Source organism: Muricauda sp. SCSIO 65647 (assembly GCF_021534965.1).
In the GTDB taxonomy this organism is placed as follows: Bacteria; Bacteroidota; Bacteroidia; order Flavobacteriales; family Flavobacteriaceae; genus Flagellimonas_A.
Window position 1 is genome coordinate 3,301,442 of sequence record NZ_CP091037.1, and the last position, 13,972, is coordinate 3,315,413.

The 13,972-nt window shown below is 44.2% G+C and carries 12 protein-coding genes; 4 read left to right on the forward strand and 8 right to left on the reverse strand.

Annotated features, from left to right (window positions below):
- Position 1: 1 nt before the first annotated feature.
- Both L0P89_RS14580 and uvrA read right to left on the reverse strand, forming a co-directional pair.
- Positions 2-1,288, reverse strand: a complete 1,287-nt coding sequence (locus L0P89_RS14580; RefSeq protein WP_235265846.1) for a hypothetical protein — start codon at positions 1,286-1,288, stop codon at positions 2-4.
- A gap of 352 nt (positions 1,289-1,640) precedes the next feature.
- Entirely contained in the window at positions 1,641-4,421 is a 2,781-nt protein-coding gene (uvrA, locus tag L0P89_RS14585; RefSeq protein ID WP_235265847.1) for an excinuclease ABC subunit UvrA, read from the reverse strand.
- 251 nt (positions 4,422-4,672) lie between these two features.
- On the opposite strand from uvrA, the gene L0P89_RS14590 reads away from it, so the two are divergent.
- Positions 4,673-5,254: an RNA polymerase sigma factor gene (locus L0P89_RS14590; protein ID WP_235265848.1), complete on the forward strand. Its 582-nt coding sequence runs from the start codon at positions 4,673-4,675 to the stop codon at positions 5,252-5,254.
- A 246-nt stretch (positions 5,255-5,500) separates the two neighbouring features.
- Here the strand turns inward: L0P89_RS14590 and nth are convergent, their stop codons facing one another.
- Positions 5,501-6,163: an endonuclease III gene (gene nth / locus L0P89_RS14595; protein WP_235265849.1), complete on the reverse strand. Its 663-nt coding sequence runs from the start codon at positions 6,161-6,163 to the stop codon at positions 5,501-5,503.
- A gap of 49 nt (positions 6,164-6,212) precedes the next feature.
- Between nth and bcp the strand changes: the two genes are divergently transcribed.
- Positions 6,213-6,668, forward strand: coding sequence for a thioredoxin-dependent thiol peroxidase (gene bcp, locus L0P89_RS14600; RefSeq protein ID WP_235265850.1), 456 nt, complete (start codon positions 6,213-6,215; stop codon positions 6,666-6,668).
- A gap of 97 nt (positions 6,669-6,765) precedes the next feature.
- Here bcp and L0P89_RS14605 read toward each other — a convergent pair whose 3' ends face one another.
- Positions 6,766-8,223: a TonB-dependent receptor gene (locus tag L0P89_RS14605; protein WP_235265851.1), complete on the reverse strand. Its 1,458-nt coding sequence runs from the start codon at positions 8,221-8,223 to the stop codon at positions 6,766-6,768.
- 75 nt (positions 8,224-8,298) lie between these two features.
- Here L0P89_RS14605 and L0P89_RS14610 point away from each other — a divergent pair, with 75 nt between their 5' ends.
- Positions 8,299-9,075, forward strand: a complete 777-nt coding sequence (locus tag L0P89_RS14610; protein WP_235265852.1) for an MBL fold metallo-hydrolase — start codon at positions 8,299-8,301, stop codon at positions 9,073-9,075.
- 1 nt (position 9,076) lies between these two features.
- A complete protein-coding gene (locus L0P89_RS14615; RefSeq protein ID WP_235265853.1) occupies positions 9,077-9,571 on the forward strand; it encodes a hydrolase in 495 nt (164 codons plus the stop codon).
- Here L0P89_RS14615 and L0P89_RS14620 read toward each other — a convergent pair.
- The 4 genes from L0P89_RS14620 to L0P89_RS14635 all read right to left on the reverse strand — a co-directional run bounded on the left by L0P89_RS14620 (position 9,568) and on the right by L0P89_RS14635 (position 13,891).
- Complete coding sequence (locus L0P89_RS14620; RefSeq protein ID WP_235265854.1) at positions 9,568-10,224, reverse strand: alpha/beta hydrolase; 657 nt, start codon at positions 10,222-10,224, stop codon at positions 9,568-9,570. The genes L0P89_RS14615 and L0P89_RS14620 overlap by 4 nt on opposite strands.
- Positions 10,225-10,404: 180 nt before the next feature.
- Positions 10,405-10,722 (reverse strand): hypothetical protein, encoded by a 318-nt coding sequence (locus L0P89_RS14625; protein ID WP_235265855.1) that lies wholly within the window; start codon positions 10,720-10,722, stop codon positions 10,405-10,407.
- Positions 10,719-11,975 (reverse strand): dihydroorotase, encoded by a 1,257-nt coding sequence (locus tag L0P89_RS14630; RefSeq protein WP_235265856.1) that lies wholly within the window; start codon positions 11,973-11,975, stop codon positions 10,719-10,721. The genes L0P89_RS14625 and L0P89_RS14630 overlap by 4 nt, the downstream gene beginning before the upstream one ends.
- Positions 11,972-13,891: a BatA domain-containing protein gene (locus tag L0P89_RS14635; protein WP_235265857.1), complete on the reverse strand. Its 1,920-nt coding sequence runs from the start codon at positions 13,889-13,891 to the stop codon at positions 11,972-11,974. The genes L0P89_RS14630 and L0P89_RS14635 overlap by 4 nt, the downstream gene beginning before the upstream one ends.
- Between the last annotated feature and the right edge of the window lie 81 nt (positions 13,892-13,972).

Genomic DNA, 13,972 nt, shown 5'->3' on the forward strand with positions numbered 1-13,972 from the left:
ACTATCTTCTCTGAACCCTTGCACTTCTACCTCTAGAGGTACCGGCCGAACTTCTTCTCGATGTAGAAGAGCTTCGCTCGACCGTTCTTCGCTGTGGCGTGCTCTTTCGCTGCACTGTTTTTGTACTTCGGTTCACGGTTCTTTTCTGTGTTGTGCTTCGCTGCACATTTCTAGACCTGTCATTACTGGCGACCGTTCTTCTTGAACTTCTGGCCTCCGGTTTCTTGTACGTTCTCTTGGTCGTACGTTCAACCGTGCGCGTACGTGGTGTGGTGGTCACCTCTCGCTTGGTCACTGTTCGGCCATTGGGCCTCTTTGTGACACTGCGCTGGGTTACCGTGTTCGAACGGTTCGACCTTTTGGCCACATCACTTCTTCGTGCATCACTTCTTCGTGCATCACTTCTTCTTGCTTCATTTCTACGTACATCGCTTCTTCGTGCGTCATTTCGCCTTACGGTCGTACTTCTGTTCGAGGCCACACGATCGCCACGATCGTTTCTGACATTTCTGTTCGACCGGGAAACCGACCTATTGTTGGCAACGGTTCTGTTACTTCGTCCGGCATTGGCACGCCTTGCACGATTATCTTCACGAACCGCTACACGTCTATCATTTCTATAGATGTTGGCCCGACGGTTTCTATTGAATCGGTATTCTCGACCGATATTGGCATAGGCCCTTCTTATATTGTTTCGGTAAGGTCTGTGCCATGTGTACCGAACGGGGTTATACCATCTTCTATAGGGCGTTGTCCAAACGTTACAGAATCCGACTGTGGGTCTTATGAACCACCTGTGCCATGGTCTGAACACGTATCCACGGTTATAGATATTGATGAAACCTGTGGTATGGCTAAATACACCGCGATTCCAGAAAACGTTCAATCCGCCCAAGCGTCTAACAAATCCATTCCTGTACCAGATATCCACTCCACCGATCTGTGACACGCGTCCGTAAAAATCATAAAACACGGGTACGTTCTCTACTTGGATCACAGCTCCATAGTCATCGTACTGAACAAACGGGTTGTAGTTGAATCCTGAATTGAAGGTAACACCGACATTTCCGATTCGTGCCCCAACCCCGATATTCACTCGATTGTCTATGAAGAAATCAAATTCACCATCGGAATATACCGAGAAGGTAATTCCGTCTTCGACAAAGATGAAAGAATTGCCATATCCGCGTACATAGTTGGGAACCAACCGCTCTTCACTAACGTTCGCTGCCTTGGCACCAAAAGCCGTCAAGAACAGCACTGCTAAAAAGGGTACAAACTTTTTCATACTACTAAGATTTAAGGTTCCGAATGCAACTATTTACATCCCGATTAGTGTATAGCAATCAGCGTGCCAAAGTTGATTTCAAGTAATTAAGTGATTGATTGTTAAGTGATTAAAAAATACGTTTGGGTTCAAGCCTCTTCAATCGTTTCGAATCGACCATTGGAAGTATGGGAAATCTCTTGAGATTTCTCGTCGGCTCGTCCCGTCCCGTCTCGTCCCGTCCCGATAGCTATCGGGAGCTATCGGGAGTTATCAAGACTCCATCGGAATGACAAAAAGGACCGGATTGTTATTTCGAATTTCTCTGTTGACGGCTTATCGAGGTAAAGAATATGTGGGCTGGGTTTCCTGATTAACCTATTTTCTGACTCAAATACTTCGCCGTATGTGATCCCTTGTTCTGTACCACCTCTTCAGGGGTACCCTCTACCACCAATTGCCCACCGTTTTCACCACCCCCAGGGCCGAGGTCAATGATATAATCGGCACATTTGATCAATTCGATGTTGTGCTCGATAACGATGATGGAGTGGCCTTTGGCCAACAAAGCATTGAACGAGGCCAACAATTTGTTGATGTCATGAAAGTGTAGCCCTGTAGTGGGTTCATCGAAGATAAAGAGCGCCTTTTCCTTTGTATTGCCCTTTACCAAAAAGGAGGCGAGCTTGATGCGTTGCGCCTCACCGCCCGATAGGGTTGAGGAGCTTTGCCCCAAGGTCACATAGCCCAGGCCCACGTCTTGCAAAGGTTTCAGCTTGGTCACGATCTTGGGCTGTTGGTAGCGTTCAAAATGGGCAATGGCATCGTCGATGGTCATTTCCAATACATCGTGGATGTTCTTGCCCTCGAACTGTACTTCTAGAATGTCTTTTTTAAAGCGTTTGCCGTGGCAGACATCGCACTCTAAGTGCACATCGGCCATAAACTGCATCTCTACCGTGATAACGCCCTCGCCCTTACATTTGTCACAACGGCCCCCATCTACATTGAACGAGAAGTGCTTCGCCTGATAGTTTCTGATCTTGCTCAGTTTTTGTGCGGCGAACAGGGCACGAATGTCGTCATAGGCCTTGATATAGGTCACGGGATTGCTGCGAGACGATCGCCCGATGGGGTTTTGGTCGACAAACTCGACGTTTTTGATATCGCCGTACTTGCCCTTAAGTTTTGTGAATTGCCCTGCCTTTTCGCCATAACCGCCCGCTTCTTTCAATATGGCGGGGTAGAGGATCTTCTTGACCAAGGTACTCTTGCCACTGCCCGAAACGCCCGTGACCACCGTGAGCATGTTCAACGGAAAGGTAACATTGATGTTTTTCAAGTTGTTCTCGCGTGCCCCGATGACCTGAATGTGGTTCTTTGAGTTGCGCCGTTCGGCGGGCACTTCGATTTCTTTATTGCCGTTTAGGTACGAGGCGGTGAGCGAATTTGATTTCAAAATTTCATCCAAAGGGCCCGTGGCTACGATCTCACCGCCCAACGTACCGGCTTCGGGACCGATATCGATGACCTCGTCGGCCGCTTTCATGATGTCTTCATCGTGCTCGACCACAATGACCGTGTTGCCCAAATCACGCAGTGATTTCAATACTTCGATAAGGTTTTCGGTGTCTTTGGGATGCAGGCCGATACTGGGCTCGTCGAGAATGTACATTGAACCGACCAAGCTGCTGCCCAGTGAGGTGGCCAGATTGATGCGCTGGCTCTCGCCACCCGAAAGCGTGTTCGATTTGCGGTTCAGGGTGAGGTAACTGAGACCGACCTTGTTGAGAAAGTCCAAGCGCGTGGTGATTTCCTTCAACAGCCGTTTGGCAATCGTTTGGTCGTGCCGTGAAAGCTGTAAGTCTTCAAAGAACGGCACCAATTTTTTGATGGGCAGCTCGACAAGGTCGACGATAGACTTGCCATTGATCTTGACATAGGTGGCTTCCTTTCGTAGTCGTTTGCCCTTGCAGACGCTGCATTTGGTCTTTCCGCGGTAGCGAGAGAGCATTACACGGTTCTGGATCTTATAGCTTTTTTCCTCCAACATGGAAAAGAAGCCGTGCAGCCCTGTAAAATGTTCGTTGCCGTCCCACACCAACTGTTTTTGCTCTTCGGTAAGCTCATACCAGGGCTTGTGGATGGGAAAATCGAATTTGTAGGCGGCATTCACCAACTGGTCGCGGTACCATGACATGCTCTCGCCCCGCCATGGAAACACCGCATTTTCATAGATCGATAGTGCCGTATTCTGAACCACGAGGTCTTCATCTATACCAATAACATCACCATAGCCCTCACATCTGGGGCAGGCGCCGTAGGGATTGTTGAAACTGAACAGGTGCACATTGGGTTCGAGAAACTTCATGCCATCCAATTCGAACCGATTGCTGAAAAACTGTTGCTCGCCCGTTTGCAATTTCTCGACCAGGCAACGGCCCTTGCCCTCAAAAAAGGCGTTGTCAACCGCATTGCCCAAACGGTTTCTGAAATCTTCATCGTCTTTGACGACAATTCTGTCGACCACCAAATCAAATTCTCGGCCCACGTCTTTTGGCACTTGGTCGATACGCATCACCTCGCCCTTGTATTTGATGCGGGCATACCCCTGTTTTGAGAACAATTGCAGTGATTTCAAGGCATCACGGTCTTCGGGTATGCTGATAGGTGCCAATAGCAACAGTTTGGTGCCTTCTTCAAAAGAAATGACATGCCCGACCACGTCAGAGACCCTATGTTTTTTGACTTCCTTGCCAGAAATGGGTGAAATGGTCTTGCCCACACGCGCAAAGAGCAGTTTTAGGTAATCATAGATTTCTGTGGTCGTGCCCACCGTAGAACGCGGATTGGTACTGTTGACCTTCTGTTCAATGGCAATGGCGGGGGCTATGCCTTTTATATAATCGACCTTGGGCTTGTCCAATTTCCCCAAAAACTGCCGTGCATACGACGAAAGGCTTTCTACATAACGCCTTTGGCCCTCTGCATATAAGGTATCGAACGCCAAACTTGATTTACCAGAACCCGATAGACCGGTGATGACCACCAGCTTGTTTCGGGGTATGACCACGTTGATGTTCTTGAGATTGTGCAGTTTGGCACCCTTTATGATAATATTTTTCTTGGGATCAATATCTTGTAACGAAATCATGTGTCGAAATTATGAAAAGGGCACAAATAAATGGTCGTTACTTGCAGTTAATCACGAGATTATTAACTTTGACATATAAAATACCGCATATCACAACATAAGTTTCCATTCAAGCACCCTAAGTATCTATATTTGAGGTGTAATTAAAAATCTGATAGGCCTATACAGTAATAATTACTTTTTAATTGAACTAATAACTCTTTGATCTTCTTGCTAAGGAGGTCCCTGATTTAACCAAAAAAGTAATTTGTATGGAACTACAGATTGATGACTCGGTATTGGTCAAGAACTACATAGATGGCGACGAAAAAGCACTTGAGGTACTTATCAACCGCCACAACCAACGAATTTCAAGCTTTATTTATTCAAAAGTACTGGATAGGGATATCACCGAAGATATCTTTCAAGATACCTTTATCAAGGTCATCAAGACCCTGAAAAAAGGCTCTTACAGTGAAGAGGGCAAGTTTTTGCCTTGGGTGATGCGCATTGCCCACAATTTGATTATCGACCACTTTAGAAAAAACAAGAGAATGCCGAAATTTGAGGGCAGCGAAGACTTCAATATCTTCTCGGTCATCAAAGATGAGAAGCTGAATGCGGAAAAACAATTGATCAAAAACCAGATCGATAGCGATCTTACTCTGCTGATAGAAGAATTGCCCGAAGACCAAAAGGAGGTTTTGATCATGAGAATCTATAAGGATATGAGCTTCAAGGAAATCTCTGAAAACACTGGGGTAAGTATCAATACTGCCTTGGGCAGAATGCGATATGCATTGATCAACCTGAGAAAGATAGTCAATAAACACAATATCGTTTTAACGAATTAATCTGCACTAGGTCGAAGCAAACAATATTTCATATTCGATGGCGTTATGGATATATAACTATAATGCACGAATATGGAAGAAATTTACTCTGAAGAACAACAGATATGCAAGATCATAAAGGCGAGACCAGAAACGGTCAAGTTTTTGTTAGGATTTTCAAGATCATTTCAAGTTACTAAATATCAGGATATTACGTTTGAAAATCATTTGAATTAATCAAACTGTAGCAAATCAGAAAGCCGCTTTTTAGCGGCTTTTTTTATGTTTTAGATAGTCGGAAACCACACTTTTTCGGCCGATGGTACTGGTGATGACATCTTTATCGAGGTTCCAGCCGCGTGCGGGCGAATATTCACGTCCGTACCAAATAATTTGAAGATGTAATTTGTTCCATTTTTCTTTTGGAAAGAGTCTTTTGGCATCTTTTTCGGTCTGCACCACATTTTTTCCGTTTGACAATCCCCAGCGGTACATCAAACGGTGAATGTGCGTATCGACCGGAAAGGCGGGTATGCCAAATGCCTGTGAAACCACCACACTAGCCGTTTTATGGCCCACGCCCGGCAATTCTTCGAGCAAATCGAGGTCTTTAGGTACTTGACCTTTGTATTTTTCGATCAAAATTTCAGAAAGTCTGTGAATCGCTTTGGCCTTGGTGGGCGAAAGACCGACGGGTTTTATGATTTCACGGATTTCTTCTACCGAAAGCCTGACCATCGAATACGGATTGTCGGCCCTATCAAAAAGTAGTGGAGTAATTTGGTTCACTTTAACATCAGTACTTTGGGCCGAGAGCAGTACTGCAATCAACAACGTATAGGGGTCTTTGTGTTGCAGCGGAATAGGAATGGTCGGATAGATATCTTCCAAAGTGTTGATTACGTAAGAAGCTTTTTCTGATTTGTTCATATTTTGTTTAATTTTGATAAAAAATAATTAAACAACAAAACATATTTTGATGAATACACTCAAAGTGGGTGCCAAAGTACCTGATTTTTCTGCAAAAGACCAAGACGGCAATACCATTAACCTTTCTGACTATAAAGGAAAAAAATTGGTGGTTTTCTTCTATCCTCGGGCCAACACCCCCACCTGTACCACTGAGGCCTGTAACATACGTGACCATTATGCCGAGCTACAAGCGGCAGGTTACGAGATTTTGGGGGTCAGTGAAGATTCGCAGAAAAAGCAATCCAACTTCAAGAACAAATTTAATTTTCCATATCCTTTGTTGGCTGACGAGGATCATGCGGTCATCGATGCTTTTGGTGTTTGGGGGCCAAAAAAATTCATGGGCAGAGAGTTCGATGGTATACATCGTTTTACTTTTGTTGTCGATGAAAATGGGGTGGTAGCGCGCGTCATCGACAAGGTTAAGGCCAAAGAGCACGCTTCGCAGATTTTAGATAGCTAATTCAGCAACTATTTATTGATATGAGTAGGCGAATCAGGGCAAATTGTCTGGTACCGTTGCTTGCCTCGTTTTGAAAAAGAAGATTGTAGGTAAATCGTTACCCTACTTCTTGTTTCTTGGGTACTTTACGGGTAAAGAGGTTTTTTTCCTTTATTACCTCGGCAATGCCCTCGGGCAGCATTTTTTCCCAGCCTTCTTCGTCGTTGGTGATTTTCTTGAGTACATCCCTTGAGAAGATGTGCATGATATCAGGGTCGTAATCAATGATGTCCATGACCTTGCCGTTATACTTGAAGAACTTGTAAAGCTCTTTCATTCTTGGATGGACCCTGAGATTGTTGCTCGTCATGATTTGACCTGTTTCTGGATCTTTCATGGGGTAGAGGTACACTTTCAGGTCTTTGAAGAACAATTTGCCAAATGCCTCTAATATGCCGCCGCTCAAATGGCGGTAGTATTTTTCATCAAAGACATCGATGAGGTTGTTGACCCCCATGGTCAGACCAATTCGATTTTTGGTGTAATTGTTGAAATACTCGACGAGTTTGTAATATTCTTGAAATTTTGAAATCATCACATAATGGCCCAGCGAGCAAAGCAGTTCAGCACGGTCCATAAAATCGCGTTCGTCAATTTCGCCAGAGACCTTTAGGTTAGACAATGTGATTTCAAATACGACAATGGTGTTTTCGTACTCAACGGTCTGTTCACGTATGAAAATGTCATATGACTTTTTGAACATGTCCATATTTACCTTGGTCACCGGTCTAAAGCTGCCCCGAAGTGCCAGAATGTTCTTTTTGTACAACACGGCGGCGGGTAATAGGTTATGGCCATCAGGCCCGAACATCACCGCATCGGTCATATCATTTCTGATCAATTGGAGGCTCATCAAACGGTTATCGACGCCCTTGAAGTTTGGTCCTGTAAAATTGACCATATCGATTTCAATGGTATCCTTATCGATATGGTCATACAGGTATTTCATCAATTTTTTGGGCGTGTCGTACTTGAAGAAAGCCCCATAGATCAGGTTGACCCCCAAGATGCCCAGTGTTTCTTGTTGCAGCCGGGCCTCATTCTGTTTGAAACGTATGTGCAAGACGATTTCGTCGTACTCTTTTTGTTTGGGGTCGAGTTGAAATCGAAGTCCGATCCAACCATGGCCCTTATAGCGTTTTGAAAAATCGATGGTGGCCACCGTATTCGCATAACTGAAAAAGAGCCTATTCGGATTGTCAGAGCGGTCAATACGTTCTTCCATCAGGTTCATTTCGTGCTCTAGCATTCTTTTGAGCCTGCTCTGGGTAACATAGCGGCTATCTTTTTCCGTGCCATATATCGAATCGCTAAAAGCCTTGTCATAGGCGCTCATCGCTTTGGCAATGGTGCCCGAAGCACCACCGGCCCTAAAAAAATGCCTTGCCGTTTCTTGGCCGGCACCGATTTCGGCAAAGGTTCCGTATATATCGGGATTAAGGTTTATTCTCAGGGTTTTCGCCTTTATTGAGGGAATGTTCTCAAATTCACTTTCCCTATTAAGAAGAGGAGCCATATGAAGTCTTTTACGTTGACAAAGTTAAGAAGTTAGCCAACTTTTTTAAATAAATAAGTTATAATTTTGAGTTTTATGGATGACCTGTTAAAAGTTACATTTTTGGGTACCGGAACCTCTCAGGGCATCCCCGTTATTGGTAGTGAACATCCTGTCTGTCTGAGCGATAACCCAAAAGACAAACGGCTAAGGGTCTCGGTATTGCTGCAATTCAATGGCCACAATTATGTCATCGATTGTGGACCCGATTTTCGACAGCAGCTATTGACCAACCCCATAGATCGATTGGATGGGCTGCTCTTTACCCACGAACATGCCGATCATACCGCTGGTATTGACGACATCAGGCCCTTTTTTTTTCGGCAGGGCGATATTCCCATTTATGGCTCGGAAGATACAATGGAAGCTATAAAAAAGCGGTTCTATTACATTTTTGCAGATGGCGAACGTTACCCAGGGGCACCGGCCGTACAAGTGAACCATGTAACGAAAGAAATGCCCTTCACCCTTGGTGGCACCGAAGTAATGCCCATTGAAGTTTGGCACAACCGATTGCCCGTTCTGGGGTACCGCATCAAAGATTTTGCCTACCTCACTGATGTGAAGCGGGTAGAGGACGCCGAAATGAAAAAACTGATGGGCCTAAAAGTATTGGTGGTCAACGCCTTGCGGGTCAAGGCCCATCACTCACATTTCAATTTGGATGAAGCCTTGGCATTTGCAAAACAGGTTCGCGCCGAACGTACTTATTTTACCCATATCAGCCACCTATTGGGCTTTCATGAAGAGGTACAGGCCAAACTGCCCAAAGATGTATTTTTGGCCTATGATAATTTGACACTCACCGTATAGTATGAAAAGTAAAATCTATCTCTATCTGTTTCTATTTACCGCTTTGATTTGCCTTTATCTGGTGGTCAGCGGCAATAAAATGCAAAAGCAATTGGGCGAAAAGAACGAAAAGCTCAAAGCACAGGTCGAACAGTTGCAAGACTCTGTACAGCAGGCTCAAATGCGATTGATGGACATGCAGTATTTTTCTTTGGAGAACAATGATGATGCGCTGGCCTACTATGATCATTTGAATTTAGATAATCCCACTCGTTATATCGAGGATAAATTATTGGAGACCAATGAGCGCAAGGGAAACAATCCGTTGGTGCCTTATGAGGGTATGGAAGGCGATTTCAAGATCAACAAGATCAAAGTGCTGAACCACCGATGGCTACTTGCTGATTTCTCTGATGGAAAATATTGGGGAGACCTGATAATTCGCTATGAACTAAAAGATGACCTTGGCGTTGACTTTGAACTGGTCGATCATTTGCTCTATACCAGAAGTAACTAAAGTTGCTCTACAAGCCACTTTTTAAACGAATAAAAATTCTGGGGTGAGACCCCGTGACCTACTGGAAACTCTTCGTACATATACGCGATGCCCAGATTATCGAGAAATTCAGGGCTTCGTTGTGCCCATTCGAGTGGAATCACCTGATCTACCTGTCCGTGTGAGGTATAGATTTGTAGGTCTGAAAAGTCTTTTTCACCATAACCCTCTTTTAAGATTGCCTCGTTGATATATCCGCTCAGGGCAATGACATTCTTTATTTTCTCAGGATAGGAAAGGGCTATCGAAAAGCTCAAGACGGTACCTTGGCTAAAGCCCAACAATGTGATGTCATTTGGGTCAACAGGGTAAGCTTCACAGGCTTCATTGATGAAATTGACGACCTTTTCCCTCGATTCGATAGCCTGCCCGTCATCGCTCCATTTGCCATATTTGGCATCAAAATTGATCGCATACCAGGCATACCCAAAAAACTCCAAATTGTAAGGTGCCCGAATGGAAATGATGAATAGTTCTTCAGGCAGTTCGTTCGCAAATGAAAAAAGGTCTTCCTCGTTGCTGCCATAACCATGCAACATGAAGAGTACTGGTGCCTTTTCAACATTTTTCGCAGGTCGAACAAGGTGGGTCAACGATAGTGAGGCAGGGGACATCTTGAATTATGAATTTAGAATTATGAATTAAGAATTATGAATTGCATGACTTGGAATCAATCGAATATTTTATCTAATTGTTTAACGCCTAACGCCTAACGCCTAACGCCTAACGCCTAACGCCTAACGCCTACCGTCCACCGTCTACAGCCTACCGTCTACAGCCTACCGTCTAAACCTTTAAGGAATAAAAGTAAACCAATTTTGAAAATGTTTGCCCAACAAAGGCAATGTTGTTTCTTTATTGCCCAAGGCGGCCGTCAAACCAAACACCAATGCCGTGATATAAACTACGTACAAAATTAACCAAGAATAACCTGAGAACGAATAGGTCAACACAATGGCCAGCGCATGAAAAATAAGGTGTATGCCAAAGGCCTGTCGGGCATGAAACCGGGCAAAGGCATGTTTGGGTTCAGCGTTCATGCTGATGGCGATCAGGGCACCCACCAAGGTAATGTAGCTGATAATCGCGGTAGATTTTCCAGCAGGTTTCAATTCAAGACCATTTTGCCATTGTTGATACTGCCATAGACCAAACCTTTGATCTTCTTGTTCAAAAAGATACTGTTTTTTGAAGTGGAACCAATGTGTCCGGTACTGAACACATATTCTTCATCAGGGTCAAAAAGTGTAAGATTGGCGGGTTCTCCCTCTTTTAGTTTGGGTGTTTTGACGTGGAACCTTTCCCGACCTTTTGTAAGTAGTTTAACGGTTTCTTCAGTGTCAAGTAAGGCATTAAGACCGCCGAATGCACTTTCAAGTCCGATGGTACCGAAATCGGCATTATCAAATTCTACCCGTTTTTCTTCAATGTCAATAGGGGTGTGGTCGCTGGTCACAAAATCTATCGTACCGTTCTTCAGGCCTTTCAATAGGGCCTGGGCATCTTGCTTTTGCCGAATAGGGGGCTTTGTTTTGAAATTGGTATCAAAGGTTTCCAGTTCCTTATCCGTAAAAAACAAATTGTGGATGGGTACACTGCAAGTGACATCGAGTCCTTTCTTTTTGGCCTCTGCGATGAGTTTTATTGAACCAATGCTCGATACGGTCGGAATATGTAATTTTCCTCCTGTGTATTCCAGCAAAAACAAATCCCGAGCAATTTGGAGTTCTTCCGCCAATGCCGGAACGCCTTTCAAACCCAGTCGTGTCGATACCTCGCCCTCATGTACATTGCCATGGGCGGCGATTGATGTGTCTTGGGGAAAAGAACAGACCAAACCTCCAAAATTTTGGGCATACAACAATGCTATCTTCATTAGATTGGCATCAGCGATAGACTTTTTGTAATCATAGAAACCCACGGCTCCGGCATTGTGCATATCGTACAGTTCAGCCAAATGTTCACCCTTTCCAGCTTGGGTCAGATTTCCTAGCGGATAGAGGTTGGTGACCTTTCCATTGCCCCTTTCCTTTAAAAACACGATGTCAGAGCTGGTGTCTGGTGTCGGCGATGTGTTGGTGTTCAGCAGAATGTCGGTAAAACCACTTTTTGCAGCCACTTCTAGACCGTTCGTAATCGTCTCGCGTTCTTCAAAACCTGGTTCACCGAAAGCAACACTGCTATCGAACCAACCAACTGATAGATGTAAATTGTGGCGTTCGATAATTTGTGTATTTCTTCCAACAGATATCTTGGCAGCTATTTTTTCAATGGTCCCCTTTTTTACCAGAACATCACGTTTCTTAAGATGCAATGAAGTGTTGCCGGGGTCAATTAAGGTTGCAGACTTGATTAGAATGCTCATGGGATAAGTTTTTGTATGAACACTTCCATAAGGGCGAAAAACAGTGCTAAAATAACAAACCATTTCCAATACGAAGTGATATTATTTTGGGCGTTCAAAGTTTCAAAGGCTTCTTCAAGATTGTCAGTTTTCACCACAGCTGGGGTTTCAGGCAGTTCTTGGTACCTCAAAAGACTTTCTGATCTGGGGTAATTAAAACTTATCATGCCCACATTTTCTTTCCCGTTACGAATGGTATAGGTACCTGCTCTGGTCAGGTTGCCATCAAAGTATAAAGTGGTCTTGTTGGCAAATGAGCGTTGTCTCGGAATGAATTCCTCATCGTCTCGTACCAGTTTTAAGATATTGTCAGATATGGTGCTCACGGGCATATCGATTTGTGATGTTTGGCCCAAGGTTTCATATAGGCTGGGTTCTTTTAAACTGGCAACGGCCATATTGTAAAATATCGGTACGATCAAGGGAGAGCTTTTAAAATTGGTGTTGTCGGCCTGTAAGGGTGTGGTAAAAACGTAGGCACCATCGGTTCCGACCAAAAAGGAATCGTTGCCATCATAACGCAGTATCGATGTGGCCAAACCCTTTGTTCGATAATATCCCATGACCTTCGGATATTGAAAATTGGATACTTCCCTTTCAAAAACGTTTGCTAGTATCGGGTGCTGAAAACTGATGCTTGATATATTTTTTTCGATTGGGACCCATGCTGTGAAACGCATGCTGCCGATACCTAAAAGCAATGGGCCATAACTGTCCATGTCAGCCTCTTTTGGGGGTATTATGACCAAGCTGCCCCCATTGCCCTTAAAACTTTTGAGCACTTGTGAAAGACTTTGGGGAATATCGGTAAGGGCATCCAAAACGATGATATTTTGGCGTTCGATCAAACTGTAGTCCAACTGTTGCAGCGTTGAGATCGTCAAGTTGAACTCATCATCGGTATAGATACGTCTCAGATATTCGGTATCGGTGTTCGAAATGACCAGCACATCGATTTTTTTACGTTTACCAATAGTGAAATAAAAGGTGTTGTCGTATGATAGGTTGGTATCGTTGATCTCAATGCGACCATTGAGGTCTTCACCGGTGGGAATCGAAAATACCACTTCAGAGACAGGATTTTCACCAAATTCGACCGCTGTTTTTGCAATCAGGGTATCGTTGTCAAAAAGGGCTATGGGCAAATTGGCATCGTGTTTTCCCGATAAAAATACGGTGAGATCGGTCTGTGAAAGGCGGTTGTTTTCAGCCACCCTTATCGAATCGATGGAAACGTTCGAAATGCTTTCAGGACGCATATTGACCATGAACTGCCGATGATTTGAAATACTGTCGGAAAACGCCCCTAGGTTATGCTGAAAATCTGAGATGAGCACCAAGTTTTTGCTGTTGCCCCCGTTGTTTGAAAATAGGGTGTTCGCCTTTAACAAAATATCGCTGAACCGAAGCTGTTCAGTGGTTACGTCGATAGATAACAATTCATTTTTATGGTCACCCGTTGAGATATTGGAATAGGTATCGCTATTGGTGAAAAGGCTGAACTGGGTTTTTGCATCAATATTTTTCAGCAGGTCTTGTATGGCCCTTTCCAAGAGGGATGAACCGTTGCTTTGGGCCTGCATGCTGAATGAATTGTCTAAATAAACTATCGTTTCTTTAGGGGACAAAGCCGTTTTTTTGGCAGAAAAAGGTTTTGCAAAGGCAATGACCAGTGCTGCCAATAAACCTAGACGGGCAAGCAGTAACAACCACTTTTTAAGAACGCTGCTCTTTCGTGATTCCGATACCACTTTCTGCAACATGGCCACATTGGTAAAAGGTGTTTTTTTGAACCGGCGTAATTGAAAAAGGTGGACAATGATAGGAATCAGAAGAAGAAGTAGGGCCCAAAGTAGTGCTGGATGTTCGAACTGCATTCCCAATACGATTGGCCAAATATACTAATTTGGCATTAGCGGTTTGCAGGCTTTATGAGTTTATTAAGGGAAAGGTTGACA

What these genes read in the sequence shown, in the direction of transcription:
- bcp (WP_235265850.1), top strand. Translation starts at nt 6,213, where the DNA reads ATGAATACACTCAAAGTGGGTGCCAAAGTACCTGATTTTTCTGCAAAA.
- L0P89_RS14610 (WP_235265852.1), top strand. Translation starts at nt 8,299, where the DNA reads ATGGATGACCTGTTAAAAGTTACATTTTTGGGTACCGGAACCTCTCAG.
- L0P89_RS14630 (WP_235265856.1), bottom strand. Translation starts at nt 11,975, where the DNA reads ATGAGCATTCTAATCAAGTCTGCAACCTTAATTGACCCCGGCAACACT.
- L0P89_RS14620 (WP_235265854.1), bottom strand. Translation starts at nt 10,224, where the DNA reads ATGTCCCCTGCCTCACTATCGTTGACCCACCTTGTTCGACCTGCGAAA.
- L0P89_RS14615 (WP_235265853.1), top strand. Translation starts at nt 9,077, where the DNA reads ATGAAAAGTAAAATCTATCTCTATCTGTTTCTATTTACCGCTTTGATT.
- nth (WP_235265849.1), bottom strand. Translation starts at nt 6,163, where the DNA reads ATGAACAAATCAGAAAAAGCTTCTTACGTAATCAACACTTTGGAAGAT.
- L0P89_RS14635 (WP_235265857.1), bottom strand. Translation starts at nt 13,891, where the DNA reads ATGCAGTTCGAACATCCAGCACTACTTTGGGCCCTACTTCTTCTTCTG.
- L0P89_RS14605 (WP_235265851.1), bottom strand. Translation starts at nt 8,223, where the DNA reads ATGGCTCCTCTTCTTAATAGGGAAAGTGAATTTGAGAACATTCCCTCA.
- uvrA (WP_235265847.1), bottom strand. Translation starts at nt 4,421, where the DNA reads ATGATTTCGTTACAAGATATTGATCCCAAGAAAAATATTATCATAAAG.
- L0P89_RS14590 (WP_235265848.1), top strand. Translation starts at nt 4,673, where the DNA reads ATGGAACTACAGATTGATGACTCGGTATTGGTCAAGAACTACATAGAT.
- L0P89_RS14580 (WP_235265846.1), bottom strand. Translation starts at nt 1,288, where the DNA reads ATGAAAAAGTTTGTACCCTTTTTAGCAGTGCTGTTCTTGACGGCTTTT.